General features: G+C 68.7%; 30 protein-coding genes and 1 tRNA gene. 18 read left to right on the top strand and 13 right to left on the bottom strand.

Annotated elements, in window-relative coordinates:
* Positions 1 to 632 precede the first annotated feature (632 nt).
* Positions 633 to 1,817, bottom strand: a complete 1,185-nt coding sequence (locus tag BJ999_RS06335; protein ID WP_179832416.1) for a restriction endonuclease — start codon at positions 1,815 to 1,817, stop codon at positions 633 to 635.
* A 457-nt stretch (positions 1,818 to 2,274) separates the two neighbouring features.
* Here BJ999_RS06335 and BJ999_RS06330 point away from each other — a divergent pair, with 457 nt between their 5' ends.
* Both BJ999_RS06330 and BJ999_RS06325 read left to right on the top strand, forming a co-directional pair.
* On the top strand, positions 2,275 to 2,832 hold the full coding sequence (locus tag BJ999_RS06330) for a hypothetical protein (RefSeq protein WP_179832415.1): 558 nt from the start codon (positions 2,275 to 2,277) through the stop codon (positions 2,830 to 2,832).
* A complete protein-coding gene (locus tag BJ999_RS06325) occupies positions 2,829 to 4,493 on the top strand; it encodes a P-loop NTPase family protein (RefSeq protein WP_179832414.1) in 1,665 nt (554 codons plus the stop codon). The genes BJ999_RS06330 and BJ999_RS06325 overlap by 4 nt, the downstream gene beginning before the upstream one ends.
* Positions 4,494 to 4,753: 260 nt before the next feature.
* Here BJ999_RS06325 and BJ999_RS06320 read toward each other — a convergent pair whose 3' ends face one another.
* Genes BJ999_RS06320 through BJ999_RS06305 form a run of 4 tightly spaced genes read right to left on the bottom strand, consistent with a single transcriptional unit; the run spans position 4,754 to position 5,961 of the window.
* Complete coding sequence (locus BJ999_RS06320) at positions 4,754 to 5,152, bottom strand: DNA-directed RNA polymerase subunit alpha C-terminal domain-containing protein (RefSeq protein ID WP_179832413.1); 399 nt, start codon at positions 5,150 to 5,152, stop codon at positions 4,754 to 4,756.
* On the bottom strand, positions 5,137 to 5,343 hold the full coding sequence (locus tag BJ999_RS06315; RefSeq protein WP_179831318.1) for a hypothetical protein: 207 nt from the start codon (positions 5,341 to 5,343) through the stop codon (positions 5,137 to 5,139). Before BJ999_RS06315 ends, BJ999_RS06320 begins: the two co-directional genes overlap by 16 nt.
* Positions 5,327 to 5,719, bottom strand: a complete 393-nt coding sequence (locus BJ999_RS06310) for a hypothetical protein (RefSeq protein ID WP_179832412.1) — start codon at positions 5,717 to 5,719, stop codon at positions 5,327 to 5,329. The genes BJ999_RS06315 and BJ999_RS06310 overlap by 17 nt, the downstream gene beginning before the upstream one ends.
* Positions 5,716 to 5,961, bottom strand: a complete 246-nt coding sequence (locus BJ999_RS06305) for a hypothetical protein (protein ID WP_179832411.1) — start codon at positions 5,959 to 5,961, stop codon at positions 5,716 to 5,718. Before BJ999_RS06305 ends, BJ999_RS06310 begins: the two co-directional genes overlap by 4 nt.
* A 354-nt stretch (positions 5,962 to 6,315) precedes the next feature.
* Here BJ999_RS06305 and BJ999_RS06300 point away from each other — a divergent pair, with 354 nt between their 5' ends.
* The 12 genes from BJ999_RS06300 to BJ999_RS06245 all read left to right on the top strand — a co-directional run bounded on the left by BJ999_RS06300 (position 6,316) and on the right by BJ999_RS06245 (position 14,721).
* Entirely contained in the window at positions 6,316 to 6,624 is a 309-nt protein-coding gene (locus BJ999_RS06300) for a putative quinol monooxygenase (RefSeq protein ID WP_179832410.1), read from the top strand.
* The gene (locus BJ999_RS06295; RefSeq protein ID WP_179832409.1) at positions 6,621 to 7,823 is read left to right on the top strand and encodes a helix-turn-helix domain-containing protein; all 1,203 of its coding nucleotides are present in this window, start codon (positions 6,621 to 6,623) and stop codon (positions 7,821 to 7,823) included. The genes BJ999_RS06300 and BJ999_RS06295 overlap by 4 nt, the downstream gene beginning before the upstream one ends.
* Positions 7,824 to 8,138: 315 nt before the next feature.
* Complete coding sequence (locus tag BJ999_RS06290; RefSeq protein WP_179832408.1) at positions 8,139 to 8,486, top strand: SCO3933 family regulatory protein; 348 nt, start codon at positions 8,139 to 8,141, stop codon at positions 8,484 to 8,486.
* A 14-nt stretch (positions 8,487 to 8,500) separates the two neighbouring features.
* Positions 8,501 to 9,841 carry an FtsK/SpoIIIE domain-containing protein gene (locus tag BJ999_RS06285; RefSeq protein WP_179832407.1) on the top strand — a complete coding sequence of 447 codons (1,341 nt, stop codon included), beginning with the start codon at positions 8,501 to 8,503 and terminating at the stop codon, positions 9,839 to 9,841.
* 91 nt (positions 9,842 to 9,932) lie between these two features.
* The gene (locus BJ999_RS06280) at positions 9,933 to 10,217 is read left to right on the top strand and encodes a hypothetical protein (RefSeq protein ID WP_179832406.1); all 285 of its coding nucleotides are present in this window, start codon (positions 9,933 to 9,935) and stop codon (positions 10,215 to 10,217) included.
* Complete coding sequence (locus tag BJ999_RS06275; RefSeq protein ID WP_179832405.1) at positions 10,217 to 11,080, top strand: DUF2637 domain-containing protein; 864 nt, start codon at positions 10,217 to 10,219, stop codon at positions 11,078 to 11,080. Before BJ999_RS06280 ends, BJ999_RS06275 begins: the two co-directional genes overlap by 1 nt.
* 18 nt (positions 11,081 to 11,098) lie before the next feature.
* Positions 11,099 to 11,509 (top strand): hypothetical protein, encoded by a 411-nt coding sequence (locus tag BJ999_RS06270; protein ID WP_179832404.1) that lies wholly within the window; start codon positions 11,099 to 11,101, stop codon positions 11,507 to 11,509.
* The gene (locus tag BJ999_RS06265) at positions 11,509 to 11,649 is read left to right on the top strand and encodes a hypothetical protein (RefSeq protein ID WP_179832403.1); all 141 of its coding nucleotides are present in this window, start codon (positions 11,509 to 11,511) and stop codon (positions 11,647 to 11,649) included. The genes BJ999_RS06270 and BJ999_RS06265 overlap by 1 nt, the downstream gene beginning before the upstream one ends.
* Before the next feature lie 14 nt (positions 11,650 to 11,663).
* The gene (locus tag BJ999_RS06260) at positions 11,664 to 11,819 is read left to right on the top strand and encodes a hypothetical protein (RefSeq protein ID WP_179832402.1); all 156 of its coding nucleotides are present in this window, start codon (positions 11,664 to 11,666) and stop codon (positions 11,817 to 11,819) included.
* Between the two features lie 144 nt (positions 11,820 to 11,963).
* Positions 11,964 to 13,337 (top strand): replication initiator, encoded by a 1,374-nt coding sequence (locus tag BJ999_RS06255; protein ID WP_179838355.1) that lies wholly within the window; start codon positions 11,964 to 11,966, stop codon positions 13,335 to 13,337.
* Positions 13,319 to 13,498, top strand: coding sequence for a helix-turn-helix domain-containing protein (locus tag BJ999_RS06250; protein ID WP_179832401.1), 180 nt, complete (start codon positions 13,319 to 13,321; stop codon positions 13,496 to 13,498). Before BJ999_RS06255 ends, BJ999_RS06250 begins: the two co-directional genes overlap by 19 nt.
* Before the next feature lie 71 nt (positions 13,499 to 13,569).
* A complete protein-coding gene (locus tag BJ999_RS06245; protein ID WP_179832400.1) occupies positions 13,570 to 14,721 on the top strand; it encodes a tyrosine-type recombinase/integrase in 1,152 nt (383 codons plus the stop codon).
* Between the two features lie 66 nt (positions 14,722 to 14,787).
* On the opposite strand, the gene BJ999_RS06240 is transcribed toward BJ999_RS06245, so the two are convergent.
* A tRNA-Thr gene (locus tag BJ999_RS06240) sits at positions 14,788 to 14,860 on the bottom strand.
* A 193-nt stretch (positions 14,861 to 15,053) separates the two neighbouring features.
* On the opposite strand from BJ999_RS06240, the gene BJ999_RS41780 reads away from it, so the two are divergent.
* Positions 15,054 to 15,401, top strand: a complete 348-nt coding sequence (locus tag BJ999_RS41780; RefSeq protein ID WP_179832399.1) for a YciI family protein — start codon at positions 15,054 to 15,056, stop codon at positions 15,399 to 15,401.
* Positions 15,398 to 16,570: an RNA polymerase sigma factor gene (locus BJ999_RS06230; protein ID WP_179832398.1), complete on the top strand. Its 1,173-nt coding sequence runs from the start codon at positions 15,398 to 15,400 to the stop codon at positions 16,568 to 16,570. The genes BJ999_RS41780 and BJ999_RS06230 overlap by 4 nt, the downstream gene beginning before the upstream one ends.
* Here the strand turns inward: BJ999_RS06230 and BJ999_RS06225 are convergent.
* The 6 genes from BJ999_RS06225 to BJ999_RS06200 form a co-directional block, all read right to left on the bottom strand.
* A complete protein-coding gene (locus BJ999_RS06225; RefSeq protein ID WP_179832397.1) occupies positions 16,539 to 17,444 on the bottom strand; it encodes an EamA family transporter in 906 nt (301 codons plus the stop codon). The two genes, BJ999_RS06230 and BJ999_RS06225, sit on opposite strands and share 32 nt — an antisense overlap.
* Positions 17,445 to 17,484: 40 nt before the next feature.
* Positions 17,485 to 18,393, bottom strand: coding sequence for a 23S rRNA (guanosine(2251)-2'-O)-methyltransferase RlmB (gene rlmB, locus BJ999_RS06220; protein WP_179832396.1), 909 nt, complete (start codon positions 18,391 to 18,393; stop codon positions 17,485 to 17,487).
* Positions 18,394 to 18,518: 125 nt separating this feature from the next.
* Positions 18,519 to 19,913, bottom strand: a complete 1,395-nt coding sequence (cysS, locus tag BJ999_RS06215; RefSeq protein ID WP_179832395.1) for a cysteine--tRNA ligase — start codon at positions 19,911 to 19,913, stop codon at positions 18,519 to 18,521.
* 170 nt (positions 19,914 to 20,083) lie between these two features.
* Positions 20,084 to 21,337, bottom strand: coding sequence for an RNA polymerase sigma factor (locus BJ999_RS06210; protein WP_179832394.1), 1,254 nt, complete (start codon positions 21,335 to 21,337; stop codon positions 20,084 to 20,086).
* A complete protein-coding gene (locus tag BJ999_RS06205; protein WP_218935579.1) occupies positions 21,334 to 21,690 on the bottom strand; it encodes a YciI family protein in 357 nt (118 codons plus the stop codon). Before BJ999_RS06205 ends, BJ999_RS06210 begins: the two co-directional genes overlap by 4 nt.
* 105 nt (positions 21,691 to 21,795) lie before the next feature.
* Positions 21,796 to 22,536 (bottom strand): DUF6585 family protein, encoded by a 741-nt coding sequence (locus tag BJ999_RS06200; RefSeq protein ID WP_179832392.1) that lies wholly within the window; start codon positions 22,534 to 22,536, stop codon positions 21,796 to 21,798.
* Positions 22,537 to 22,741: 205 nt separating this feature from the next.
* On the opposite strand from BJ999_RS06200, the gene BJ999_RS06195 reads away from it, so the two are divergent.
* Together BJ999_RS06195 and fahA are read left to right on the top strand one after the other, a co-directional pair.
* Positions 22,742 to 23,836 (top strand): DUF2637 domain-containing protein, encoded by a 1,095-nt coding sequence (locus tag BJ999_RS06195; protein ID WP_179832391.1) that lies wholly within the window; start codon positions 22,742 to 22,744, stop codon positions 23,834 to 23,836.
* Between the two features lie 121 nt (positions 23,837 to 23,957).
* Complete coding sequence (gene fahA, locus BJ999_RS06190) at positions 23,958 to 25,175, top strand: fumarylacetoacetase (RefSeq protein WP_179832390.1); 1,218 nt, start codon at positions 23,958 to 23,960, stop codon at positions 25,173 to 25,175.
* A 9-nt stretch (positions 25,176 to 25,184) separates the two neighbouring features.
* Here the strand turns inward: fahA and ispF are convergent, their stop codons facing one another.
* Entirely contained in the window at positions 25,185 to 25,655 is a 471-nt protein-coding gene (gene ispF / locus BJ999_RS06185; RefSeq protein ID WP_229810727.1) for a 2-C-methyl-D-erythritol 2,4-cyclodiphosphate synthase, read from the bottom strand.
* Positions 25,656 to 25,682: the final 27 nt, after the last annotated feature.

Raw genomic sequence — 25,682 nt, 5'->3', positions numbered from 1 at the left:
CCTGCTGGACATTGATCACCCACGCCCCTGGGGTCCACCACCCCTGTCCAGGCGTGTCCAGCCCCGCCGTTAGCACCAGCTTTAGCAGTCGGCCCCACAGTGCGCCGGTCATCCGCAGGCAGGGGGACCCGGAACAGGGCCGGCCACGGCCCGGACACCGGAAGCCACGCGGTCACGTCAAGTTCAACCCGACCCCACGCCAGCGGATTCACAGTCCCACCGCCGAACGCACCTGACCTGCCGCTTCTCGCTCCCGAGCACCAACCTCGGCACGCATTCGGCAAGAGCCGATCCGAGCCTTGAGGCATGGCCCAGTCGCCGCGGAGTGCAGAATCCACCGTGCACGGCGGGAGTATGAGTGGCCATGCGCCTGCGCGAGTGCCGTCGCTCGGCCAAGCGCCGCGACCGGTTCCGGCCTTGACTGTCACCTCGAACCAAACGACGGGTCGCCATCACTGCCTACATGACAGAGTAGGGAGGTGAGTAAGATCTTCCACCCAGCTCCACCGTGCGCCGACGTACACCCCCGTTAGCGCCGGTGAGCCACTGTTGCGGCACTCCACTGCTGTTCAGCAACCGTTCGGGTCCCTGACCTAGGGCCACTAACTTGGGATCAAAGTCGGTGCGTTGCTTCAGCCGATAAGTCCGAACTCGGCCAAGATTGCCGGCCATTTGCGAAGTAGTGCTTCCAACTCGCTAGAGGACCAGAGATCTATATTCGGTCTTTTGGCCGCACGGTTGTGATCATCTACCCAACGGACCGCCTCTTGAGTAAAGGAGCCGGTTGTGGCAACGATGAGTCCTCGAATGGGCTCGCCCTCCCAAAGGGGCAGTTTGGCGTTCACCAGGTCCGAAATTTCCGTAACATTAACTCCGCGAGTGGGCCAGTGCTTGGCCTGGACGATGACGCGCTCAAGTCTTTCCGCTGCCAGCCCGTCGTTTACACGACGGTATGCCTCAATGTCCCGTCCCGCGTCGGCCGCATTGACATGCATCAAGCGTGTAATACGAACATACGATCCGGACTGTTCCAGGAGTCGCGCCAGAAGGCGCTCGAAACCATCCGCGTCGATCCGGTCCCAGCGAACCGCCGATGACACTGGTGAGACAGTCGCGGTCGCTAGCGAGGAAAGGTCCACCACCTCGATGGGTACCGGATCTTCGTCACCGTAGAGGGCAAGCTCGACATGCGGACGAAACGCTGGCCAGTCCATCGAGGCGATGTCACGGAGATCGTGGGGTTCACCGAAATGCAAATGCCGGTGAAGGTCACTGTGGCGCGGGCCTCCGGTAAGGCCTTCTCCAAGCAACCTCTCTATCTCGTTGACAGCCTCACCTATAGCGCTGAGGAGAGAACTAGCCTCCGCTTCGGCTAGGTCGCCCTGAATGGGTACTTTTGCCAAAAGTTCGTCGATGGTACTGACAAGCTCGGCACCGCGTCGACGGACAAGGAGTTGGCGAGCACGAGTGAGCTTCTGGCGATACCTCATCGCTTCGGTGCCTGGTGCCCCTACGTTGGCTTCGAATGCAGCTAGACCCTCCTGTTCACTAATCATCAGGTAGTCGATACGGCTCTGACCGATGTCTGCATAGCTGATGATCTCCGCTTTAAGGCGCCATCCCTCAATTGCTGGCAAGCTGGCAGCGATCAAGTTCCAAGACTCTGCAAGCTGGCTGTAGATGACGTCTTCATCAGTGCCGGCGCCAATGAATGGGCCATCAGGGAGCAGCGCCTGCATCCGTTGCCAGATTCGATCCAATTTATCAAGATTGAGTGCCACTCGATCGTAGGCGGCGAGTGCGGTAGAGAGATCCATGATGTCATTCTCTCCGAGGTACTAGGAGACTTGTGGTGGTGAAGGGGCCAGAGGTGGCCTCTGCCACGCCGATCCTTGAAGTGGTCTGCTGGCAGAGGCCGGACGGAGGAAGGCTTGACGAACCTAACGGCTGCCGCTGACGTCCTGTATATGTCTCGGGCTCTCTACAGTGCGCCCTCTGATCCGCAGCAAGATCAGGACCCCCCACAGGTCCCCCGGTCTGCGCTGCGACCTCCCGCTCCTCCACCCGTCCCGGAGGGTGCGCCCGCGCGAACGGCGAGACGGTATGACAGACCGCTTCGCGCGGGCGTGCCCTCCGGCCCGCGGGGGGCTGGGGGCCGCGAGGACCCCGCTTCGAGCACGTCCAGCCTTCGGGCTCATTGACAACGCGAGGAAGATCTCTGCCAAGCAGTTGGATCAACCCGCCTACTTCTAGGGCAGAAGCTATCCTCAGAGGGTGGCGAACCTGAGGCAGCAGGCGAGTGCGGCTACTGTCGCGCTCAGAGAGAAGGCACTGCTTAGGGTCAGCAAGGCCGACAAAAAGACCCTTCGCTATTATGCGGAGGGCGTGCATATAAGCACGCAAACCGGCCAGCCTTTTCACGAACTACAGCAACAGGTATGCGCTGATCGCCTGCGGCTAGCGAGGGAGTTTATAGTAACTGGCGACAAAATGGTCAACACTAGACCTCCGCAATTCCGAAGCGCCGTGAGCAGATACTACTATTCAATGTATCACTCTGCTCGCACATTGGTCTACTTTACGCATGGAGGAGATGACCACGAAGCACATTCTACCTTGCCTACAAAGTTGCCAGATGATTTTATGAATGGGGCGCTATGGCAGAACGCTTTGAAGGATGCCAGAGGACACAGAAATGAAGCAGATTATGACCCTTACCCTTCGGATCTTCAATCGTGGAAACCAACGGCGTTGGACCTTAGTGCAAAAGCTCCAGATTTGCTTGCACTTGTAGTCCAGTATCTGAAGCAGAAGGGCTGTGGTTACGTATGAAACCTGCAAACAATCCTCAAGAGTTTATCACGCAAGCATTTAAGCAGCGCGCCAGCATCGACGTTGTAGACATTTCCGTCCGAGCATACCCTGAGGAGATCAATTACATCGTCTTCGTTGACGCGAATGATTTGCCTGCTGGTGCAGCAGTTGGCAATCAACTCGATGAGGAGATATCTACACCCGAAGCGAAAGCGTTTGTGATTGTCAGAAAGGCTTCTCCTCAACTTATAGAGGAAAAGGTTCCCCCGCTGACACATGGGGTTCAGGATGAGCGGGCCACAAACCTAACACGGCTCGTTACTGCCCGTGCCCGAGTTTCGGAGGCACAACCAAGTCTTTCTTACATCAAGGACAGGAGCGTCAATCTACCGGCCGTGACAGCTCCCCGCCATCACTTGATTTTTGGCCGCCGCGGTGCCGGAAAATCAGCCCTACTCGTTGAGGCCAAGCAGAGTCTTGATCCACAGACATCATTGTCTTGTTGGGTCAATATGCAGACGCTACGTCAAGAGAACCCTAGCCGCGTCTTTCTCTACATCCTAGAAGAAGTTATTAGCAACGTCGTGGCCAGGCAACAGCAGATTAGGCCAGATGCTTCAGTTTCGGTGATGGCCTCGGAGCTGTATGACGAAATTCGTGGGCTTCTTGCGGAGATCAACGCCCCAGACGAGCGAGCCATAAGACTCATCCCGAGGGTACAGCGAGCACTAAAGCGCTTTCATGAGGCTAACAATATCCGCGTATTCATCTTTATAGATGACTTCTACTATCTCCCACGGGGCTCACAGCCTCAGATTCTCGACCGCCTTCATGGATGTGTCCGTGATTGTGACGCCTGGCTTAAGGTGGCTTCCATACGTCACCTAACGAGATGGTTCCAGTCCTCTCCTCCGCTCGGGCTCCAGACTATGCACGATGCTGACATCCTGGACTTGGATGTAACCCTGCAAGACCCAGGCGAAGCCAAGCGCTTTCTGGAAAGCATTCTCACACAGTATGCCAAGCGGGTGAACATACCGGCACTTACAAAGATCTTTCACGGGGTAGCACTAGATAGACTTGTGTTGGCCTCAGGTGCAGTTCCTCGCGACTATTTGCTTCTAGCCAAAAGCGCGATCGTCAAAGCACAGCGGCGCTCAAATGCCAAGCTGGTCGGCGTTCAGGATGTGAACCAGGCCGCTGGCGATGCTGCACAGGTCAAGGTGCAGGAGCTAGAGGAGGACACCGCTTCTGACGTTGCGGTAGCTGCCGTCACTCTTGAAGCGCTGAAGCGCGTGAGAAAGTTCTGCCTTGAAGAGACGGAGCACACCTATTTCCTCGTGAGCTATAGGGAGAAGGAGAACAGTCCGCTTCTCTATAATGTGTTGACGGACCTTCTCGACCTCCGCCTGATACACCTTATTGACGGAAGTGTGTCTGATGATCACGCCGCAGGACACCGATCCGAAGCTTTCATGCTCGACCTGAGTCAGTTCTCTGGTGCCCGCCTGAAGCAAGGCATCAGGGTGCTTGATTTCGTCAATGGAAAGATTGTGTCGCGTAGAACCAGGACGAAACTTCCTGTCAAATCTGGCGACACGCCTCTCCAAGTGATCAGTATACTTAGGGCGGCGCCGAATCTTTCTCTTGACCAATTTCAGGGCTTGCTTCCAGAGTAGACGGAAGCGATCAAGGATTCCCTCGCACCGGTTTTCGCCGCGATCAGCTGGGCGGGCCGGGGCGGGACCGGCCCGGAGAGGCCGCATGCCCGGCCCGGACCGACCGGCGGCGACCGCGGAGCGGGCGCCCTTGAAGACGTAGAGAAAGTTCTCATCCGGCGGGCCGGGGCCTCTGGTGATCTTGGTTTCTGGACATGCTTCGGCCTCTGGGTTGCCTGGTCAGGGACCTTGTGATGGCAACTCAGGGGCCGGGAGCGGATCTAGATCAGGTTGGTGTGGCGGACGTCGAAGCCTGCGGCGGTGAGGGCCTGGTGGACTTCCGTGAGGCTGCGGCGGCCGATGTTGCGGACCTCGGTCAGTTGGTCGGTTCGGATCATGCGGAGTAGGGCGCCGATGGTCCGCGGTGGGGTGTCGGCGTACTTCAGGGCGTTGGCGACTCTGACGGAAAGGTGAAGGCAGGACAGGGGGCAGGTCTCCGTGTGCCCGTCGTGCTGCTTGTCGTCGGGCTCGGTGTTGGCTGGCAGAGCCGTGCGGGCGACTGCGCTGAGGAGCGTGACCAGGTCGCCGACTGTGTGGACACCGAGACAGGTTGTCGGGCATCTCGTGGTGATGCCTGGGTGGTGTGGAGAGTGGTCGGGGGTGTTCACCTCTGATGCCATGGCCACGCTCTCGTGAGGGTGATCTGCTCGCGCAGTTGGTGAACGTCGGGGGCCGACAGTAGGCGGTCCCCGGTCGGTAGCGAGATCATCGCCCACCACTCCCCCGTCGCCTCGCCGTACCAGGCTTGGACCCCGGGGAACATCTCTGTGAGGACGCGGGCGGCCCGCTTGGTCTCAGCGTTGCCGCTCATGCCGTCGGGCCTTTCGGGGGCTCGGCCCGTGGAGCTGGCTCCGAAGGATGCGCTCGACCTCGGTGACCGCCTGGTCCAGGTCGGCACATGGGATGGGTTGGGCGCTGCTGCGGGTGAGGTAGACCCATCGTCCGAAGTGGGTGGCGCTGAGTTCCTCGGTGGCCGGCGCGTGCTTGGTCGGGCCGACGCGAAGCGTTGCCGGGGAGACGTGGAAGCGGCGGTTTGTGCGCCATCCCTGAGCGGCGAGTGCTTCGGCGAGGCGGTCTAGGTGCCACATGGCCTTGCGGTCCTGGCGGTCTCTGGTGGCGAACCAGCGGATGAAACGGCGGGCTCGGCGTCCCCATAGCCGCAGGGTCACGGCGGATTCGTCGATCATGCGTCGCTCTCCTTGGTGAGGGCGAGGACGCGTCCGATGCGGTCGGCGGCCAGCTCCGTCTCCCACAGCGGGCACAGCGGTTCAAGCTCCGGCTCGGAGCCGCGGGTCGGGCCGGACCAGACCCAGTGCCACCACAGCTCGCGGTCGGGAGTGTGCGGGCGGCATCTGACCTCTTGGCGTAGGCCGGGGCTCAGCGCCTGGCCCAGGGCGTTGTCGGGTGCCGGCTCCCCTGCCAGGTTCACGGCCATCACCGCGCCGTGTCCCCATGGCTTGGCTGTTAAGCCGCGCTGATCCAGGGCGGCTATCAAGGCGAGCGCTGCGTCTCGCCATTCGCGTGGGTTGCCGCCTGGTGGACGTGGGTGGGTGTCTGTTGCGTCCGGCGTCGGGGCGTCTGGGGGAACGGGCATAAGGGTTCCTTCGGACGGTCTTCTGCGAGGTCGATCGGCCAGCTCATCGCGGTGATCTTGCTGGTCAGAGCCCCATCAACCTGGATTGGTATTCAAAGTATGGGTACAGTACTTCAAGTACAAGTCACTTCGCGTACTTGCGCCGCACAATAAGTACTGATCTCGTAGAGGCGATGAAGGAGGGTGCCGATGTTCGGCTTGATGGTCCGGTTCACCTGCAAGGACGAAGAGAGCGCCGGTAGGTTCGATCAGCTGGTCTCCGAGACGATCGGCAAGATCGAGACGGAAGAGCCGGGCACGCTGATCTACGCGGTGCACAAGGTCGACGGCCAGCCGCTGCAAAGGATCTTCTATGAGCTGTACCGGGACCGGGCGGCCTTCGACGCGCACGAGGAGCAGGACCACGTCCGGCGGTTCCTCGGTGCCCGTGATGACCTGCTCGCCTCGGTGGAGGTCGACTGGTTGGGCCTACAGGTAGGCAAGGGAACGACAGGGTGAGCACTGAGTATCAAAGGGCGCTCGGACGACGGATCGCTCAGGAGCGCAAGCGGCGAGGGCTGTCTCAGCCTGAGCTGGCGCGGCTGATCGATCGGTCCGTAGCCTGGGTCTCCCAGGTGGAGCGCGGCGTGCGCAAGGTCGACCGCATGTCGGTCTTGGAGAAGGTCGCCGAGGTGCTGGAGCTTCCGCTCTCGGAGTTGGCGGCCGAAGCTCCGGTTGTCGCCGCGTCAAGCGAGGAAATGCCGGGGTCGGCCGGGCTGCGCCTGGTGTTGTCGGGTGCTCACTCGCTTCGGGCCATGCTGCACTCGGCTCCCGTCCCGCCGACGGCGGAGATCAAGCCGCGGGTGGATCGGGCTTGGGAACTGGCGCATGAAAGCCACTATGTAGAGCTGGCTGACCTGCTCCGGGGCCTGGTGCCTGCCCTGGAAACCGCGGTGCGGTCGGCGTCGGAGGAGCGGCGGGCAGAGCTGTTCAACCTACTGGCGGCGACCTATCAAGCCTGCTCGGCTGCCCTGTCCAAGCTCAACGAACCAGAAGCCTCGTGGATTGCCGCTGACCGCGCCATCGTTGCGGCCGAGCGTGCGGGTGATCCGCTGATGATGGCCGCCGGCTCCTTCCGGCTCGGGTTCGTCTTCCTGGGAGCGCGGCACTTCGACCAGGCCGAGGAGAACGCCCGGACGGCTACTGACGCATTGTGGTTCCTAGTCGACCAGGGCAAGCCGGAGGCCATGTCCCTATGGGGTGGGCTGACGTTGCAGCGGGCTATGGCCGCGGCGCGACTCAATCAGGCTGACGTGGCATATGCGCATCTAGCGAGGGCTCGTGAGGTCGCCGAACGTCTCGGAGGCGGTCGCAACGACTACAACACCGAGTTCGGCCCGGCGAACGTTGTCCTGCATGAGGTCACCGTGGCGGTAGAGCTGGGAGACGCCGGCCACGCCCTTCGGGCCGGGAGCGAAGTCGATACCTCGACGTTGTCTCGCGAGCGCCGGGCAAGGCTGCAAGTCGACCTCGCGCGTGCGCACGCCCAGCGGCGGCAGGTCGATGGGGCTGTTGCGGCGCTGCTGGAGGCGGAGTCGATCACGCCGGAGCAGGTACGGAACCATCGGGTCGTGCGCCAGGTCGTGTCCGATCTACTGACCATGCAGGATCCGCCCTCTTCTGACCTGCGAGAACTCGCCGAGAGGGTGGGCGCGTAGGAAAAGTACGTCTTCTAGTACTCTAAGTACTAGTAGAAACTCTGAGTACCGGGTAGCGTTCGTGTTGACGCTGAAGCACTCCTGATGGAGGTGAAGGCCCAACACGAACGCTCTTCGCGTTTCAGGGGCGGAAAGGCCGCTCTTGGACGGCGAAACAGGCCACTAATGAAAGTGGCCTGAGCGGGAGACCCGCCCAGGCCCGGATGCGGTTAGCACCCTAGTTGGCGCTTCGATGCTACCTCGTTCGTCCTGATGGCGTGTGCTCCCTTCGGTCCGTAACGCCTGTTCAGCAGGCAGACGAGAGGTGTACTCAGCATGCGCAACATTCCTGTCGACGTCTCCACCCTCACCTTCGTGTGCGTGTCCGCGCCGCGTCCCAAGGTGCTCAACCAGGAAACCGGCGAGGTCAAGGTGGACCGCGACGGACAGACGGTGTTCACGGTCGGCCTGTCTGCCGCCGACGCCATGGGGCGGGTCGACCTGCTCAACGTCGCGGTGACCGGCGACCAGTCGGTCACGATCGGGGAGGTCGTCACGCCGGTCGGGCTGGTCGCCTTCCCCTGGGAGGCGGTTCTCGGCGGCGAGAAGCGGTGGGGCGTCGCCTTCCGCGCTACCCGCGTCGTCCCCGTCTCCTCGGGGTCGGCTCCGGCGGGCGTGGCCTGAACGGGGTCGCCGTCATGACTGACTTCGTCCTGGTGCTCGGGGTCCTGGCCGCTGCGGCGGCCGGGCTCTGGGCCTGGCGCCGGTTCCACCCGGTGTCGTTCTGGTACGGCGTGGGCTTCCCGCTCCGGGCGGTGCTGGTGTACCTGACGTGGCATCACGTCGCGTCCGGGTGCAAGCTGACCCGCAACCGGCGGCGGTTCCGGCTCACCCTGGACGCTATCCCCGTGGTGGGGCTCGCTTCGCGCTCGGCGGCGACGGTGGTCGAGCACAAGCGGCGGGTGCGGCGGGTCGACGTCGAGCGCTCGCCCCGCCTCGGGCTGCTGCGGCCTACCCGGCTGGGGTGGCGGATGCGGCTGCGGCTGCACGACGGGCAGGTCCCCGCCGACTACGAGAAAGCCGCGGAGGGGATCGCGCACGCCTGGCGCGTCCACTCGGTCCGGGTGGTCGACGTGCGGCCGGGCTCGGTGACGCTGTGGGCCACGATGCGTGACCCTCTGGTCGAGGTGGCGACCGTGCCGGAAACCGGTGAGCTGCTGACGGTGCGTCCCGGGAAGCTGGAGAACGGCCGGGACTGGGTGATCGACTTCCGGACGGTGCCGCACTGGCTCAACGTCGGCGCAACTCAGTCCGGTAAGTCCAACCTGGCCAACGCCCTGCTCAAGGGCCTGGCTCCGCAACCGGTCGCCCTGGTCGGCTTCGACCTCAAGGGCGGCGTCGAGTTCACCCCTTACGCGCCTCGACTCTCGGCCTTGGCGACCACCCGCAAAGAGTCGGTCGACCTGCTGGTCGACCTCGTGGTCGAGGTCGAGGACCGCATGGCCACCTGCCGCGCCTTTGGTGCGCGCAACGTGTGGACGCTGCCGGAGGGTCTGCGGCCGATGCCCATCGTGGTCCTGGTGGACGAGGTCGCCGAACTGTTCCTCATGGCCGACAAGAGCGAGAAGGACGAGGTGGCCAAGACTGCTACCGCGCTCCTGCGGGTGGCACAGCTCGGGCGGGCGTTCGCGGTCTACCTGGTCGTGTGCGGGCAACGCGTCGGCTCCGACCTGGGACCTGGCGTGACCGCGCTGCGGGCCCAGTTGTCGGGGCGGGTGTGCCACCGGGTCAACGACCCGGAGACGGCAAACATGGCGCTCGGCGACCTCGACCCCGCCGCCCTGGACGCCGCCCGCGCCATCCCGGCCGAGACCCCGGGCGTGTGCATCGTCGCCGGACAAGACGGCTCATGGCACCGAGCCCGCTCGGTCTACGTCCCCGAACACGAGGCCGAACAGGCCGCACGCGACTACACGCACCTGACCCCGGACTGGGAGACCCTCGTCGGCTCCGCCCCGGCCGTCCGCCCCGCTGCCTAGACACCTCCCCTCATCTTCTCCGCTCGGCGTGAGCCCTGATCACGCCACGTCCCTACCCGACCCATGTCCGAATCCGGTCCTGGAGGCTCTCGTGGCTACCCGCGTCCTCTCCGTTCGTCCTCGGCCCGTCCCCGTCCTGTCCGCCTCGGCCCCGGCATCGTCCCGGCCGTCCGCCGTCTCGTCCTCGTCGAGCCGCCGGCCGGTGCGCGTTGTGTGGGACGAGCTGCGGAGCGTGGACGTCGCGGTCTGTGGCTCCTGCACCGAGTCGTTTACCTCGTCCCGGCCCGGCGAGGTCGACGCCTGGGCCGCCGCGCACATCTGTGATGCCGAACTGGTCGCCCTGCTCGCGCTCGTCACCAACCGGCGGGCGGCGTGATGCGGAGGCTTGCCGGGGCGGTGGTCGACTCCGCACCGGTCGTCGTCCTGGCCACGATTGCGGCGGCCGGGTCGTTCACTCACATCCGCGACACCGCGACCGAGCACGGGCAGCGCGGGTGGATGGCCTGGGCCATCGCGGTCTGCATCGACCTGACCTGCGTCATGGCCGCCGCAGAACGCCAGAGGGACAAGAACACCGGCCGAGACACCGGGCGGCTGACGTGGCCGACCGTGGTCCTGGTCGGCGGGATCCTGCTGTCGCTGGCCGCCAACCTCGCGCAGGCCGATCCCTCGGTCTGGGGCTGGATTACCGCAGGGACTCCTGCGGGCGCGTTCCTGGTCGCGGTCTCCATGCTGGAGCGCCGAAAGGCCAGCACCCCGGCGGCGGCGCACACCTCGCCCGTCCCCGAGTCCTTTGGCCGTCCCGGCCCCGCCCCGGTCGTCTCGTCCGCGTCCCCGTCCGGCTCGTCCTCGGCGTCGTCCCCGAGGGTGGTGTGGGAGGACGAACACCCCACCGTCGCCGCTGCTGCCGTCCCCGCTGCCCAGGACGAACCCCGCGACCGTGACCGCGACGAGCAGGACGGCCAGACCTTCATCCCCGTCCCCGTCCCCGTCCCCGTCCCGACCCCGGCCCCGGCCCCGGCCGCCGAAGAAACCGCGGTGCCCTCACCTGCTCCCGCTCCGGCGGCTCCCCTGGTCGACTTCGCGCGCCGCGTCGCCACCGAACACGAAGACCGCCACGGGCGGCCGATCACTCGTGACGCGCTGCGCGCCCGGCTCGGCGTCTCCAACCAACTCGCCTCAGACCTGCTCCGCCAGCTCCGCACCGACCAGCCCCACGCAACCGCATCCGTCTCCTGAGCACTGGAGGAACCCGCCATGACCTCGTCCACCGAACTGACCGGCCAGACTTCCCTGCTCGTTCCCGGTGACCTGTTCGCCCGCCACCAGACCATCACCGGCCTGCGCGCCCTGGCCGACTTCCTGGAGGCCAACCCCGCCGTCCCGGTCAACGAGTACGGCAGGGAGTACAACGTCTACACCCGCTCCAAAGACGAGGCCGCGGCGGTCGCCATGGTCGACCAGGTCGCCGCGCTGCTCAGCGCCGAAGTCACCGACAACCGCTCTGAAGGCGGCCACTACAGCGCCGAAAGGACTTTCGGCCGCATCACCTACGGCATCGTCCACGTCCCCCAGCGGCGGCACGACGAATACGACGCCTACACCAGCTACCGCCACAACATCCGCCTCGACCCCGAACAGGACGGCGACGAGGGACGGGCGGCCTGATGACCGCCGACCAGCACCCGGCACCCTACAGCCCGCTCGCCCGGTCGGTCGTGGGCTGGGTGTGCGGGACCTGCGGCGGGGGCGGGGTCGCCTCCGACGGGTCCACCTGCCCCGACTGCAACGGCCACGGCCACACCTGACAGAAGGGCACCCGATGTTCCTGCGCCGCTGCGCCTTCGCCTGCTTCTGGCTGGTCTTGGGCCTGTTCGCCCTCCGGCACCCCGGATCCGCCGCGCAGGCCATCCGCGCTGTCTTCGAGGGCCTGGCCCTGCTCGCCGACGCGCTCTCGCTACTGGTGTCGGCCTTGTAGTCCCCGGCGTGGCCGCCGTCGCCGGCAAGCAAGTGCGGCCACACCGGGCCCATCACCCGCCCATCCCACAGACAGGCAGGAGACCCGTTCATCGTGCCCGATCTCGCCCCGGCTCCGCTCATTAACGGTGTGGCCGCGCGTGACATGGCCGCCCGGTACAACCGCGCCGACTTCCGCGCCTGGGCACGCCGCGCGCACTCCACCGGCGGCTGCGCCCAACCCGTCCACCTCCGCGGCCGCGTCACCCACCTCGACCCCCAAACCGCCGAGATCCTCCGCCACTACTCCACCGCCCAAGAACCCGGCGGAACACTCCGGGTGGCGTGCAAAACCCGGCGCGCGTCCCGGTGCCCGGCGTGCGCCGAGACCTACCGCGCCGACACCTACCAACTCGTCCGCGCGGGACTGGTCGGCGGCAAGGGCGTCCCCGACACCGTCAGCACTCACCCGGCGGCGTTCGTCACCCTCACCGCACCCTCATTCGGGCCCGTCCACTCCCGCCGCACCGGCAAAGCCGGCGGTGTGGTCGCCTGCCGCCCCCGGCGCGACGGCGGCACGTGTCCGCACGGGCGGCCCGTCTCCTGCACCATCCGACACGGCGACGATGACCCGCGCCTCGGGCAACCGATCTGCCCGGACTGCTTCGACTACGCGGGCGCGGTGTTGTGGAACGCGCACGCTCCTGAGCTGTGGCGCCGGTTCGCTCTGGCCTTCCGGCGGTACGTCGCCCGGTCGGCAGGCCTCCGAGTCTCCGACCTGCGGGACGTGCTCACGGTCTCGTTCGCCAAAGTCGCCGAATACCAGCGGCGCGGCCTGGTCCACTTCCACGCCGTGATTCGGCTGGACGGTCCCGGCGGCCCTGACGCCCAACCGCCCGCCTGGGCAACCCTCGACCTCCTCAAAGCGGCCGTGGATCACTCGGTTGGAGCGGTGACGGTGTCGAGTCCAGCGGCCGGTGACGTCCCGGCCCTGACGCATGCGTGGGGCTCACAGGTCGACGTCCGGCCGATCACCACCACGGGGGAACTCACCGATACCGCCGTGGCGGGCTACATCGCCAAGTACGCCACCAAAGCCGCCGAATGCGTCGGCACCCTCGACCGCCGCATACGCCCCACCGACGAACTCACCGACCTACCCGTCAGCGGCCACGCCCGGCGACTCATCGCCGAGTGTCTCCGCCTGGGAGCGCTGGAGGAGTTCGCGGGGCTGCGGCTGGCCGAGTGGGCTCACATGCTCGGCTTCCGCGGCCACTTCTCCACCAAATCCCGCCGCTACTCCACCACCCTCGGCGCACTCCGCCAAGCCCGCATCCAGCACAACCAGCACCAACACGACGAACCCACCACCGGCCGCATCCCCTTCGACGACGACCAGGTCCTGGTCGTCGCTCACTGGCGCTACCTCGGCCAAGGTATGACCCCCGGCGAAGCGCTCCTCACCGCCGCACTCACCGGCAAGCCCATGCCGGCCCTCACCACCGATGAACGGAGTTTCGCGTGCCCAAGCTCCTGCTGACCGTCCCCGAAGCGGCCAAAGCCCTGGCGATCTCCCGCAGCAAGCTCTACGAACTCCTGGCCTCCGGCGCCGTTCGCTCCATCCGCATCGACGGTGCGCGGCGCATCCCGCTCAACGCCCTGAACGACTACGTCAACGCCCTGATGGAAGAGGCGGCCTGATGACCAAGACCGCTCTCGCCAACCCCGAAGAGCCGCGCAGGCCCGGCAGGTCCAAGCTCCGCGACGGAGTGATGAAGCGCGGCAAGACCTGGTCCTATGTCATCCGCGTCACGGATCCCGAAACCGGCATCTCGAAACCCAAATGGGTTGGTGGCTTCCCGACCGAAGACGCCGCCAAGGAAGCGCGCGACGAGGCGCGTGTGAGGGCACGGCGGGGCGAGTACATCGACCGCAACGCCATCACCTTGGGCGAGTACCTGGACGAGTGGCTCGACGCTCACGCGGTCGAGATCAAGCCCAAGACCCTGGCCAACTACCGCTATCTGATCGACCGGCACGTCCGGCCCAACATCGGCGGCTTGCGGCTCCAGGCCGTCCGGCCCGGCCAGATCACCAAGCTCTACCGCGACCTCGTCACCGTGGGAGGTCGAAAGGGTGCGGGGCTCTCGCCTCGGACGGTCGCGCACGTGCACTCGGTGCTTCGGAAGGCGTTCGGTGACGCTGTCCGGGTTGATGAGCTAATCGCGTCCAACCCCACCGAGCGCGCGAAGCGCCCTCGGCTGCATCACGGTGAGCCGGGGAAGGTCTGGACGCCTGCGCAGCTCCGGACCTTCCTCGTCTCCGTTGAGGGCCATCGGCTGTCGGCCTTCTTCCACCTGGCCGCCTACACCGGTGCTCGGCGCGGTGAGCTGCTCAACCTGCGGTGGCCGGACGTCGACCTCGACGGGGGCTCGATCCATATCAAGGGCTCGGTGGGGTTCGTCGCCGGCGAGCGCATCGAGGGGACGACCAAGAGCGGCCGGTCTCGCGTCGTAAGCCTCGACCCCGGCACGGTCGGCGTCCTCAACGCCCATCGGAAGCGCCAGCTCGCCGACAAGCTCAAGGCGGGCGAGTTCTGGAAAGGCACCGAGGACGGTCACGTGTTCGCCACGGGGTGGGGTGAGCCGGTGCACCCCGACACGGTCTCGTCCCTCATGGCCACGCTGATCAAAGAGCACAACGCGGCGGACGGCATTACGCCTCTCCCGCACGCAAGGCTTCACGACCTCCGCCACGTCCACGCGACGACTCTGCTCCTGGCGGGCGTTCCCGTCCACGTCGTCGCCGCTCGGCTCGGGCACGCTGACCCCGCCATCACGCTTCGGGTCTACGCGCACGTCGTCAACGAGCAGCTCGCCGAAGCGGCCACGATCTTCGCGGACAGGATCGACGGCGCGGCGTAGTCGCCTGTTAGCAAACCCGTTAGCAAAAGCCCCCCTCCAAGAGCCGGAAGGGGGCTTTGAGCTGGGAGCCGGCGAGGGGACTTGAACCCCTAACCTTCTGTTTACAAGACAGATGCTCTGCCAATTGAGCTACGCCGGCGGGCTCGTCCCGCATCGTAGTCGACTTGGGGGCTCGGGGGGATCCGGGGAGTTTTTCTGGGGTCGGTGTCGATGTGTGGGGGGCTCGTTCGTGTGGGGTGGGGGACGCTGGGGTGCGTCGGAGGTGGGCACGGTCGGCCATCGCGGGGAAGGACAGGGGCAGGGGTGCTGCTGGTGGTCGTGGAGGAGGAGAGATGAAGTCCTACGTGCTCAACATCATCCAGCCGGTGGGGGAGGTGCCGCCGCCGGAGGTGCTGGAGCCGATCATGGCTCGGCTCGCTGAGGTCCGGCGGGATCTGGAGCTGCAGGAGTGCTGGGTGTTCGGGCGGGGGCTGGAGCAGCCGGAGGCGAGCACCGTGGTGTCCATGCGGGGGGACGAGGTGATCGCGACGGACGGGCCGTGGACGGAGGGCAAGGAGCACATCGGCGGCGTCACGATCATCAGGGTGAGGGACCTGGATGCGGCGTTGAAGGTGGCGGCCAGGTTCACGCAGGTGACCGGGTTGCCGATCGAGGTGCGGCCGTTCCAGGGCGAGGGGTGATCGAGCGGGTCTTCCGGGAGGAGCACGGGCGCGCGGTGGCCGTGCTGGTCCGGGTGTTCGGTGATGTGGACGTCGCCGAGGAGGCGGTGCAGGAGGCGTTCGCCGAGGCGGTGCGCCGGTGGCCGGACGAGGGGACGCCGCCCAGCCCGGCGGGGTGGATCATCACGACGGCGCGGCACAAGGCGATCGACCGGTTGCGGCGGGAGGCCGCGCGGGCCGGGAAGCACGCGCAGGCCGTGCTGCTCGACGCGGCGGATCCGGTCGAGGCGTCCGTGGTCGAGGACGATCGGCTGCGGCTGATCTTCACGTGCTGCCATCCGGCGTTGAGGATGGAGGCGCGGGTCGCCCTGACGCTCCGGTTGCTGGGCGGGCTGTCGACGGCGGAGATCGCGCGGGCCTTCCTGGTGCCGGAGAGCACGATGGCGCAGCGGCTGGTGCGGGCGAAGGCGAAGATCCGGGACGCCGGGATCCCGTACCGGGTGCCGGACGAGGGTGATCTGCCCGGACGGCTCTCCGGCGTGCTGGCGGTCGTCTATCTGGTGTTCAACCAGGGGTACGGCGGGCGCGAGGAGTTGGGGGCCGAGGCGGTCCGGCTGGGGAGGGTGCTGCGGGAGCTGATGCCGGACGAGCCCGAGGTGCTGGGGTTGCTGGCGTTGATGCTGCTCATCGAGTCCCGCAGGGGCGCCCGGCGGCGGGACGGGGAGCTGGTGCTGCTGGCCGAGCAGGATCGCGGGCTCTGGGATCGGGAGCTCGTGGAAGAGGGGCAGGCGCTGGTGCGGCGGTGCCTCCAGATCGGACGGCCTGGGCCGTACCAGATCCAGGCGGCCATCAACGCGGTGCACGGGGATGCGGCGAACGTCGAGGACACCCGGTGGGATCAGGTTCTCGAGTTGTACGACCAGTTGATGGCCGTGGCGCCGAGTCCTGTGGTGGCGCTCAATCGGGCTGTGGTGGTCGGTGAGGTTCAGGGGGCTGGGGCCGCGCTGGAGTTGGTCGACGGGCTCCGGCTGGGCCGGTACTACCTGTTTCATGCGGTGCGTGCTGACTTGCTGCGGCGGTTGGGGCGGGGCGAGGAGGCGGCCGAGGCCTATGGCGAGGCCCTGAAGCGCACGGAGGACGGGGCCGAGCGGGCGTTCCTCAGGAGGCGGCGGGCTGCGGTCTCCGGTTGAAGGTCTGGCCCGCGACGAGGGCGCCCAGGGCGATGGTGAAGCCGACGACCTGCCATGGGGTGAGGGTCTGGCCGAGGATCAGCAGGCCCGCCAGGGTGGCGACCATCGGGTTGGTGAGGCCGAGGAGGGAGACGGAGGTCGGGGGGAGGCGGTCGATGCCGCGGAACCAGAGGGCGTAGGCGATCGCGGTGCCGACGATCCCGAGGTAGCCGAAGCCCAGGAGGTTCTCGCCGGTCAGCGAGGACGGGGCGCCTTCGAGCGCCAGGGTCAGCGGCAGGAGGACGAGGCCGCCGACGGTGAGCTGCCAGCCGGTCATGACCAGGGGCGATTCGGGGCGTCCCCACTTCTTGGCCAGGACGATCGCGGTGGCCATGAGGGACGTCGCGGTGAGCATGGCGCCGATGCCGAGGGGGTCGAGCCGGGCGTCGGCGCCGAGGGTCAGCAGCGCGACGCCGCCGGTGCCGGCGAGGGCGGAGTACAGGACGGCGCGGGCCGGGCGGATCCGCAGGACGCCCATCGACAGCAGCGCCACGACCAGGGGCTGGACGGAGCCGATCGTCGCGGCGACGCCGCCGGGGAGGCGGTAGGCGGCGAAGAAGATCAGCGGGAAGAAGGCGCCGAAGTTCAGCAGGCCGAGCACGATCGACTTCCACCACCAGTCGCCGCGCGGCAGGCGGTGGGTGGCGGCGAGCAGCACCAGTCCGGCGGGCAGGGCGCGCATGGTGGCGGCGAGCAGGGGGCGGCCGTCGGGCAGGAGGGTGGTGGTGACCACGTAGGTGGTGCCCCAGCTCGCGGGGGCGAAGGCGGCGAGGGCGAGGTCGGAGGCGTAGCGGGTGCGCAGGGCCGGCACCGGGAGGGCTGTCGACTGGTTCACCTCAACGTCAATTATCTGAACGTTGAGATTATTTCCGATCTCAGGCGCGGAGGCGGCTGATCTCGTACAGCGCGATGCCCGCGGCCACCCCGGCGTTGAGCGACTCGGCCTTCCCCGGCATCGGGATCGTGACGAGCATGTCGCAGGTGTCGGCGACGAGGCGTCCGAGGCCCTTGCCCTCCGAGCCCACGACCAGCACGAACGGCCCGGACGCGAGTTCCAGGTCGGCGACGGTCACGCCGCCGGCGGCGTCCAGCCCGGCGACGAAGCACCCGGCCTTCTGGTAGGCCTTGAGCTGGCGGGACAGGTTCGTGGCCTGCGCGACCGGGATGTTCGCGAGGGTTCCGGCGGACGACTTCCAGGCGCCGGCCGTGACCCCCGCCGCGCGCCGCTCCGGGACGACCACGCCGGTCGCGCCGAACGCGGCGGCGGAGCGGACGATCGCGCCGAGGTTGCGGGGGTCGGTGATGCCGTCCACCGCGACGACCAGCGGGGCCGTGCCCTTGAGCAGGTCGTCCGGGTGCGCGTACCGGTAGGGCTTGACCTGCAGCGCGATGCCCTGGTGGACGGCGCCGTCGGTCAGCCGGTCGAGCTCGTTCTTGCCGGTCTCCAGCAGCGGGATGCGGCGGTCGGCGGCGATCTGGATCGCCTCGCGCACCCGCTCGTCCGTTCCGGACGTGACGTACAGGGCGGTGCCGGGGACGCCCGCGCGCAGCGCCTCGACGACCGGGTTGCGGCCCGTGACCAGCTCGGGGACCTCGCCGGTCGCGCGCCGCGCGCCTGCGGGGCGTCCGGCCGGACGGTTCTCCGACGGGCCCTGGGCGCGCGCGCCCGGCCCCAGCGTCGGGGTGCCGGTGCGCTTGGCGCTCTTGACGGCGCGGGCCTTCTGGCGCTTGCCGTGCCAGTGCCGGTCCTCGGCCTTGGGGGTGGGTCCCTTGCGCTTGGCCATTGTCGGTTACGCCCTTCGCGACGGTTGCGTGCTCGCCCCTGCCGGGCGGCTCAAGTTCTCAGCGGACGGCGACGAACCCCCGCGAACATTCGATTTTATCCGCCGCGCGGGTTCCCCATGCACGGTCAGCCGCGCTTCAGTTCCCAGCGGGGCCCCTGGGGGGTGTCCTCGACGAGGACGCCGGCCTCCGACAGGCCGTCGCGGATCGCGTCGGCCGCCGCGTAGTCCTTGCGGGCGCGGGCCGCCTGCCGCTGCTCCAGCGCCACCTTGACCAGGGCGTCCACGACGGGGTGCAGGTCGTCCTCCCCCGAGGCCCGCCACTGCGGAGAGAGGGGGTCGATGCCGAGGACGCCGGCCATCGCCCGGACCGCCGCCAGGTGCTCCCGCACCGCGTCGCGGTCGCCGGACGCCAGGGCGCTGTTGCCCTCCCGGACGGTCTCGTGCAGCACCGCCAGCGCCTGCGGGACGCCCAGGTCGTCGTCCATCGCGGAGGCGAAGGCGGACGGGACGGAGGACGGCGAACCGGCGCCCACCTGCTCCGAGGCCCGCGTCACGAAGCCCTCGATCCGCTGGTAGGCGGAGACGGCCTCGGCCAGGGCGGCGTCGGTGTAGTCCATCAGCGACCGGTAGTGCGCCGAGGCGAGGTAGTAGCGCATCTCGACCGGACGGGCCCTGCCCAGCAGGTCGGGCAGCAGCACCACGTTGCCGACCGACTTGCTCATCTTCTCGCCGTCCACGGTGAGGAGGCCGTTGTGCAGCCAGTAGCGCGCGAAGCCGTCGCCCGCGGCGCGGGACTGCGCGATCTCGTTCTCGTGGTGGGGGAAGATCAGGTCGACGCCGCCGCCGTGGATGTCGAAGGTCGGGCCGAGGTAGCGGGTCGCCATCGCCGAGCACTCCAGGTGCCAGCCGGGGCGCCCGTCCCCCCAGGGCGTCTCCCAGGACGGCTCCCCCGGCTTCGCACCCTTCCAGAGCGCGAAGTCGCGCGGGTCGCGCTTGAGGTCCTCGTTGGGGGTGTCGCCGGCGGAGCGCATGTTCTCCAGCCGCTGGTTCGACAGCGCGCCGTACTCGTCCGCCCAGGACTTGACGTCGAAGTACACGTCGCCGTCCGCGGCGTACGCGTGGCCCTTGTCGATCAGCCGGCGCATCAGGACGATCATCTCCGGGACGTGCCCGGTGGCGCGCGGCTCGATCGTCGGGGGCAGGCAGCCGAGCAGGTCGTAGCCCTGGGTGAACGTGCGCTGGTTGCCCTCGGCGACCGCGAACCACGGCACGCCCCGCTCCGCCGACACCGCGATGATCTTGTCATCGATGTCGGTGACGTTGCGTGCGAACGTCACCTCGTAGCCGGACGCGCGCAGCCAGCGCAGCAGGACGTCGTAGATGACGCCCGAGCGCAGATGCCCGATGTGGGGGGCCGCCTGCGGGGTCGCACCACACACGTACATCCCCACGCGGCCCTCTTCCAGGGGCTCGAACGTGCGGACGCTACGGGTACCGGTGTCGTAAAGGCGCAGGCTCACGGGTTCAGGTTATTGGATCGGCGTCCGGCTACGTGGCGCATCGCACAGGCCGGGCCGGGCCATCCGGACATGCCACGGGGTCATTCCAACGGGAACGTCTCCGCCTGCCGGGCGACGAACGCGGCGGCGTGCGGGCCGGGCCTGTCGTGGCAGAGGGCCGCGCCGGGGACTCAGACTTTCCCGCCGGGGTCTCCGTCGGCGAGCCGGGCGGCGCGGGATTCGAGGTAGCGCCGCTCGGGCAGGCTCGTCGTGCCGCGGGCGGCGTCCCGGTACGCCTCGCGCGCGGCCGGTGCGTCGCCGGCCGTCTCCAGCAGGTGGGCCCGGACGGCCGCGAGCCGGTGATGCCCCTCCATCCGGGTGTCGCCGTCCAGTGTGCGCAGCAGGTCGAGGCCGGCGGAAGGCCCGTCCACCATGGCCAGCGCGACGGCCTCGTTCAGCGTGACCATCGGGTTCGGCGCCAGGTGCGCCAGCACCCGGTACAGCGCGAGGATCTGCGGCCAGTCGGTGTCCTGCGGCCGGGCGGCCTCGGCGTGGACGGCGGCGATCGCGGCCTGGACCTGGTACGGGCCGGGCGGCGACCAGGTGAGCGCGTCGGTGATCAGCTCGGTGCCCTCCTGGATCTCCTCGGCGTCCCAGAGCGTCCTGTCCTGCTCGGTGAGCGGGACCAGAAGCCCGCCGTCGGCGGCGCGGGCCGCGCGTCGTGCGTCGGTGAGCAGCATCAGCGCGAGCAGCCCGGTCACCTCCCCGTCGCCGGGCAGCGGCCGGTGCAGCGCCCGGGCGAGCCTGATCGCCTCGGCGGTGAGGTCCGCGCGCTGCAGGTCGGGCCCGCTGGACGCGGTGTACCCCTCGTTGAAGATCAGGTACAGCACGTGCAGGACGGCGCGCAGCCGCTCGTCCCGCTCGTCCGGCGGCGGGGACCCGAACCGCGCCCCCGCCGCCTTGATCTTCTGCTTGGCGCGGCTGACCCGCTGCGCCATCGTCGCCTCCGGGACGAGGAACGCGCGGGCGATCTGTGCCGTGGTCAGGCCGCCGACGGCCCGCAGCGTCAACGCGACCTGCGAGGACGGCGACAGCGCCGGATGGCAGCACAGGAACAGCAGCGTCAGCGTGTCGTCGCGGTCGCCGGGCCGGTCCTCCTCCGGACCGGGCTCGGCGGGCTCCTCCGCGGCCACGGCCGCCTCGCGGTCGCGGCGGGCCCGCTCGCTGCGCCACTGGTCGGTGAGCCGCCGGGTCGCGACGGTCAGCAGCCAGCCGCGCGGGTTCTCCGGAACGCCTTCCCCCGGCCACTGCACGGCGGCGGCGAGCAGTGCCTCCTGCACGGCGTCCTCGCACGCGTCGAAGGCGCCGTGCCGCCGCACGAGCGTGCCGAGCACCTGCGGCGCGAGGGCGCGCAGCAGGTCCTCGACGGCCGGGGGCGTCCTCACATCTCCGTCCCGGAGTCCTGCATGACCGCCCGGACCTCCACGTACCCGCCGTACTTGACGTCCGGCCAGCGGGAGGCGATCTCCACGGCCCGCTCCTCGGTCTCGCAGTCCACGCTGACGTAGCCGGCGAAGTGCTCCTTGGCCTCCAAGAACGGACCGTCCGTCACGGCCGGCCGGCCGTCCCTGCCCACGACGGTCTTGGTGAGGGACGGGTCGGCCAGCGCCGCCCCGCCGACCAGCTCGCCCGACTCGGACAGCTCGGTCATGATCGCCTCGACCTCGCCGAACAGCTCGGTCCGCTCCTGCTCCGTCAGCTCCTCCAGGAAGCCGGGACGGTTGTAGATCATCAGCATGTACTTCACGGTTCTCTCCTCGTGGTCGGGCGGCCCCGTCCCCGGGTCCGTCGAAGGAGGATCGGAGCGGCCGGCCGGTTCTCGACACTCCCTGCGAAAGAATCTTCAGAAATCTTCGATCAGGTCCCTGACCTGGTGGCACAGGACGCTGAACGCCAGCGCGTCCGGCATCCGGGAAGCGATCGCCGCCAGCTCCGTGCGGCCCGGGCGGGCCTGCACGGTCACCATCCCGCCCCCGATCACCACGTCCTGGACGGCGCCCCAGGGCAGTCGCTCGCCGTCCTTCCCGACTCCGTCCAGGTCGACGGTGAACGGGCCCATCCGCACGCACTCCCCCGCCTTCACCGCCGCCAGATGGCGGGGAACGGTCCGGGCGGTCACCTCCTGGGCGACGGCCACGCCGAGCGTCCGGACCTCGGGGATGTCGTCGCCGAGCCGCAGCACGTTCCCGTCGTCGGCGACGACCGTGAAGCACCAGCGCACGCGCCCGCCGGGCCCGCCCGGTACGCCGACGACCGTCACCGAGACGAGCTCGTCCCACGTGTAGGCCCCGCCGCCCGGCCCGGTGAGCGCCAGGCCCCCGGTGTGGAGGGCGGCGACGCGGGCCCGGACGCGCGGACGGTCCCGTCCCGCCGTCCATCCGGCGGCGGCCGCGTACCCCATCGACAGGAGCAGCGCCGGGACGCCCACCCACCACACGCGGTCGTGGAGGTAGGCGACGGCCGCCGGGACCAGTGCCGCGGCGGCCAGGCACAGCAGCGCCAGCCATGCCCAGGTGCGGCGGGCCGCGGCCCGCCCGTCGAAGATCCGGACCGGTTCGCCGAGCCGGTCCCGGGGGAGCGCCACGACGGCGCTACCCTGCCGCGCGGGCCCGCGTGACACGCACGAACCTGCCGCACGCCATCACTGCCTCCCTTGCCTGTCGTCACCAATACCGTACGTCTCCCCACTTATAGTGCGCAGCGCCACAGTGATCACTAAGAAGTTGCGGTTCGGTGGCGTCCCGGCTGGTTAATCTCGGCGGAGGACCCCTCCTTCCGGAACGAGAGACATGCCGACTGATCCGACCCGGCCCTCCTACACCCCCGTGCAGCGGCGGCTGCTCACCACCGCCGCCGGTCTCGTCGTCGCCGCGCTCGCGGGCGGCGCGTTCGCGCTGACCTACGACGTGCTGCGCGAGCTCGCCGTCACCGGCGGGGTGAGCCGCCGCTGGGCACCGCTGTACCCGGCGATGGCCGACACCCTCACCGCCGTGACCATCCTGTCGCTCGTCGTCACCCGCAACGCCCGCTGGTGGACGCGGCTGCCGCGCTGGACGCTGCTGGTCCTGCTCCTCGCCGGGGGCGCCGCCGTCTCCGTCCAGCACTCGGTCCGCGGGTTCGGTCCGCTGCCGGACGACGCGGTGCGGACGGGCGTGGCCGTGGCGCCGCACGCCATGCTCGTGATCGCCGTCTGGCTGTGGCTGACGATGGTCAAGCAGATCCGGGTGGCGCGGCCCGCCGCCGGGGATGAGGGACCGGTCGAGGCGCAGCGCGGCCATGTCAAGGTCCTGGGGCCCGCGGCACCGTCGCTCGCGCTGGAGGCGCCCGCCGCACAGGGGGCGAAGCCGGATCCGGAGCCCGAGCGCGAGCCCGAACCGGAGCTTGAGCCGGAGCCGGAGCCGGAGCCGGAGCCGGAGCCGGAGCCGGAGCCGGAGCCGGAGCCGATCCTGCCGTTCAAGGACGAGCCCGAGTGGCCCGTCGCCGAGAAGCCCGAGCCCGTCGCCGAGGATTTCGATTCCTTCGCCTGGGAGGAGAGCCTGTCGTCGGAACCGGCGCCGCCGCTGGACCCGCTGCCGCAGCCGCGCCGGCCGCTGGACGCGGTACCGGACCTGCTGCCGACGGACGTCGAACTCGTCCGGGGCCGGGACGGCGCCGCCGAGGAGCCCCCGGCCGCCGCGACGACCCGCCCCGACATCGTGATGCCCCCGCCCTACGGCACCGACGAGGACGAGGACGACGGCCCGCCCGCCGACCGCGCCGAGGACCCCGACGCCGGAGACCGCGGCGCGGAGGATTCCGACGCGGGCGACCGTCCGGCCAGGGACGACTGGAACCCGCCGCCGTCCAGCAACTTCCGCAGCGGCCCCCTCCCTCCCGCCGAATAGGGAACGGTCCCGGCACGGGCCGTCGGGCCTTTACCCTGATCTGGAAACCCTCCTTTCCTCCCGTCGGGGCTGATCTGCGCGCATCGGATGAAAGGGAGGCGGCGGGGGAAGGTATGACTCCATGACGACCGTTTCATGGGTCGAGGGCAGCCAGGAGGGCGGCTTCGGCATCGAGAACCTGCCGTACGGGGTCTTCTCGCGCCCGGGGGAACTGCCGCGCGTCGGCGTGGCCATCGGCGACCGCGTCCTCGACCTCGCCGAGATGTCGGCCGTGGGGCTGGTGGAGGACCGGCGGTACTTCGCCTCCGGGTCGCTGAACGCCTTCATGGTCGCGGGACGCGCCGCCTGGCAGGCGAACCGGGAGCGGGTGACCGAGCTGCTCACCGACGAGGCGTACCGCGAGCGGGTCGAGCCCCAGCTGATCCCGGTCGCGGACGTGAGCATGCAGAGGCCGTTCGAGGTCGCCGACTACGTCGACTTCTACTCCTCGGAGCACCACGCGACGAACGCGGGGCGGATCCTGCGGCCGAAGGGCGAGCCGCTCCCGCCGAACTGGAAGCACATGCCGGTCGCCTACCACGGTCGCTCAGGGACCGTGTACCCGACGGGGACGCCGATCATCCGGCCGTCCGGGCAGCGGCGGGCGAAGGACGAGCCGGAGCCGTCCTACGGCCCGTCGCGGCGCCTGGACTTCGAGGCGGAGGTCGGCTTCGTCGTGGGCGTCCCCTCCCCCGCCGGGCGCGGCATCCCGGCCGCCGCGTTCCGCGACCACGTGTTCGGTTTCGTGCTGGTGAACGACTGGAGCGCGCGCGACCTGCAGATGTGGGAGTCGCAGCCGCTCGGCCCGTTCCTCGGCAAGTCGTTCGCGACGTCGGTCTCGTCGTGGGTGGTGCCGGTCGCGGCGCTGGAGCCCGCGCGCGTCTCGCCGCCCGTCCAGGACCCGGTGCCGCTGCCCTACCTGCGCTGCGAGGAGCCGTGGGGGCTGGACCTGCACCTGGAGGTCCTGATCAACGGCCGGGTCGCGGCGCGGCCGAAGTTCGCGTCGATGTACTGGACGCCGCCGCAGCAGCTGGCGCACGCCACGGTGAACGGCGCCCCGCTCCGCACCGGCGACCTGTTCGCGTCCGGCACGGTCTCGGGGCCCGAGCGCGAGGAGCGGGGCTGCCTGCTGGAGCTCAGCTGGAACGGCCAGGAGCCCCTGCTGCTGGAGGACGGCACGGAGCGCACGTTCCTGGAGGACGGAGACACCGTGACCCTCCGCGCCCAGGCGCCGGGTGCCGCAGGTTCCCGCATCGCCCTCGGCGACGTGACGGGGACCGTCCACCCGGCTCTGCCGTAGCGGCGCCCGTTACGCGGGTGGGAGGACGAGAGCGTTGGCGATGGCCGCCAGGCCCTCGCCCCGCCCCGTCAGGCCCAGGCCGTCGGTGGTCGTGGCGGAGACGGTGACCGGGGCGCCGGACAGGGCCTCGGTGAGGGTCTTCTCCGCCTCGGCGCGCCGTTTGCCGATCTTGGGACGGTTGCCGATGATCTGCACGGCGACGTTGCCGATCGTGAAACCGGCCTCGTCGACGCGCCGGGCGACCTCGCGCAGCAGGTCGACACCGGAGGCGCCGGACCAGCGCGGGTCCGAGGTGCCGAAGACGGCGCCGAGGTCACCGAGACCGCAGGCCGAAAGGAGCGCGTCGCAGGCGGCGTGCGCGGCGACGTCGCCGTCGGAGTGCCCGGCGAGGCCGTGGCCCTCACCCGGCCATTCGAGCCCGGCGACCCAGAGGGGGCGGGGCTCGGACGAGAACGGGTGGACGTCGGTACCGACGCCCACCCGAGGGAGCCGTTCGTTCAACGAGGC

It is taken from the genome of Actinomadura citrea (assembly GCF_013409045.1).
GTDB classification, from domain to species: domain Bacteria; phylum Actinomycetota; class Actinomycetes; order Streptosporangiales; family Streptosporangiaceae; genus Spirillospora; species Spirillospora citrea.
Note: the sequence above shows the minus strand (reverse complement) of the source record. Positions and strands in the feature narration are given on the sequence as shown.

Bases quoted from the DNA above. Each gene is read 5' to 3' on its own strand.
- BJ999_RS06335 (WP_179832416.1), bottom strand. From the start codon at position 1,817: ATGGATCTCTCTACCGCACTCGCCGCCTACGATCGAGTGGCACTCAAT.
- BJ999_RS06325 (WP_179832414.1), top strand. From the start codon at position 2,829: ATGAAACCTGCAAACAATCCTCAAGAGTTTATCACGCAAGCATTTAAG.
- BJ999_RS06320 (WP_179832413.1), bottom strand. From the start codon at position 5,152: ATGGCATCAGAGGTGAACACCCCCGACCACTCTCCACACCACCCAGGC.
- BJ999_RS06315 (WP_179831318.1), bottom strand. From the start codon at position 5,343: ATGAGCGGCAACGCTGAGACCAAGCGGGCCGCCCGCGTCCTCACAGAG.
- BJ999_RS06310 (WP_179832412.1), bottom strand. From the start codon at position 5,719: ATGATCGACGAATCCGCCGTGACCCTGCGGCTATGGGGACGCCGAGCC.
- BJ999_RS06300 (WP_179832410.1), top strand. From the start codon at position 6,316: ATGTTCGGCTTGATGGTCCGGTTCACCTGCAAGGACGAAGAGAGCGCC.
- BJ999_RS06290 (WP_179832408.1), top strand. From the start codon at position 8,139: ATGCGCAACATTCCTGTCGACGTCTCCACCCTCACCTTCGTGTGCGTG.
- BJ999_RS06285 (WP_179832407.1), top strand. From the start codon at position 8,501: ATGACTGACTTCGTCCTGGTGCTCGGGGTCCTGGCCGCTGCGGCGGCC.
- BJ999_RS06275 (WP_179832405.1), top strand. From the start codon at position 10,217: ATGCGGAGGCTTGCCGGGGCGGTGGTCGACTCCGCACCGGTCGTCGTC.
- BJ999_RS06270 (WP_179832404.1), top strand. From the start codon at position 11,099: ATGACCTCGTCCACCGAACTGACCGGCCAGACTTCCCTGCTCGTTCCC.
- BJ999_RS06265 (WP_179832403.1), top strand. From the start codon at position 11,509: ATGACCGCCGACCAGCACCCGGCACCCTACAGCCCGCTCGCCCGGTCG.
- BJ999_RS06260 (WP_179832402.1), top strand. From the start codon at position 11,664: ATGTTCCTGCGCCGCTGCGCCTTCGCCTGCTTCTGGCTGGTCTTGGGC.
- BJ999_RS06255 (WP_179838355.1), top strand. From the start codon at position 11,964: ATGGCCGCCCGGTACAACCGCGCCGACTTCCGCGCCTGGGCACGCCGC.
- BJ999_RS06245 (WP_179832400.1), top strand. From the start codon at position 13,570: ATGAAGCGCGGCAAGACCTGGTCCTATGTCATCCGCGTCACGGATCCC.
- BJ999_RS41780 (WP_179832399.1), top strand. From the start codon at position 15,054: ATGAAGTCCTACGTGCTCAACATCATCCAGCCGGTGGGGGAGGTGCCG.
- rlmB (WP_179832396.1), bottom strand. From the start codon at position 18,393: ATGGCCAAGCGCAAGGGACCCACCCCCAAGGCCGAGGACCGGCACTGG.
- BJ999_RS06205 (WP_218935579.1), bottom strand. From the start codon at position 21,690: ATGCTGATGATCTACAACCGTCCCGGCTTCCTGGAGGAGCTGACGGAG.
- BJ999_RS06195 (WP_179832391.1), top strand. From the start codon at position 22,742: ATGCCGACTGATCCGACCCGGCCCTCCTACACCCCCGTGCAGCGGCGG.
- fahA (WP_179832390.1), top strand. From the start codon at position 23,958: ATGACGACCGTTTCATGGGTCGAGGGCAGCCAGGAGGGCGGCTTCGGC.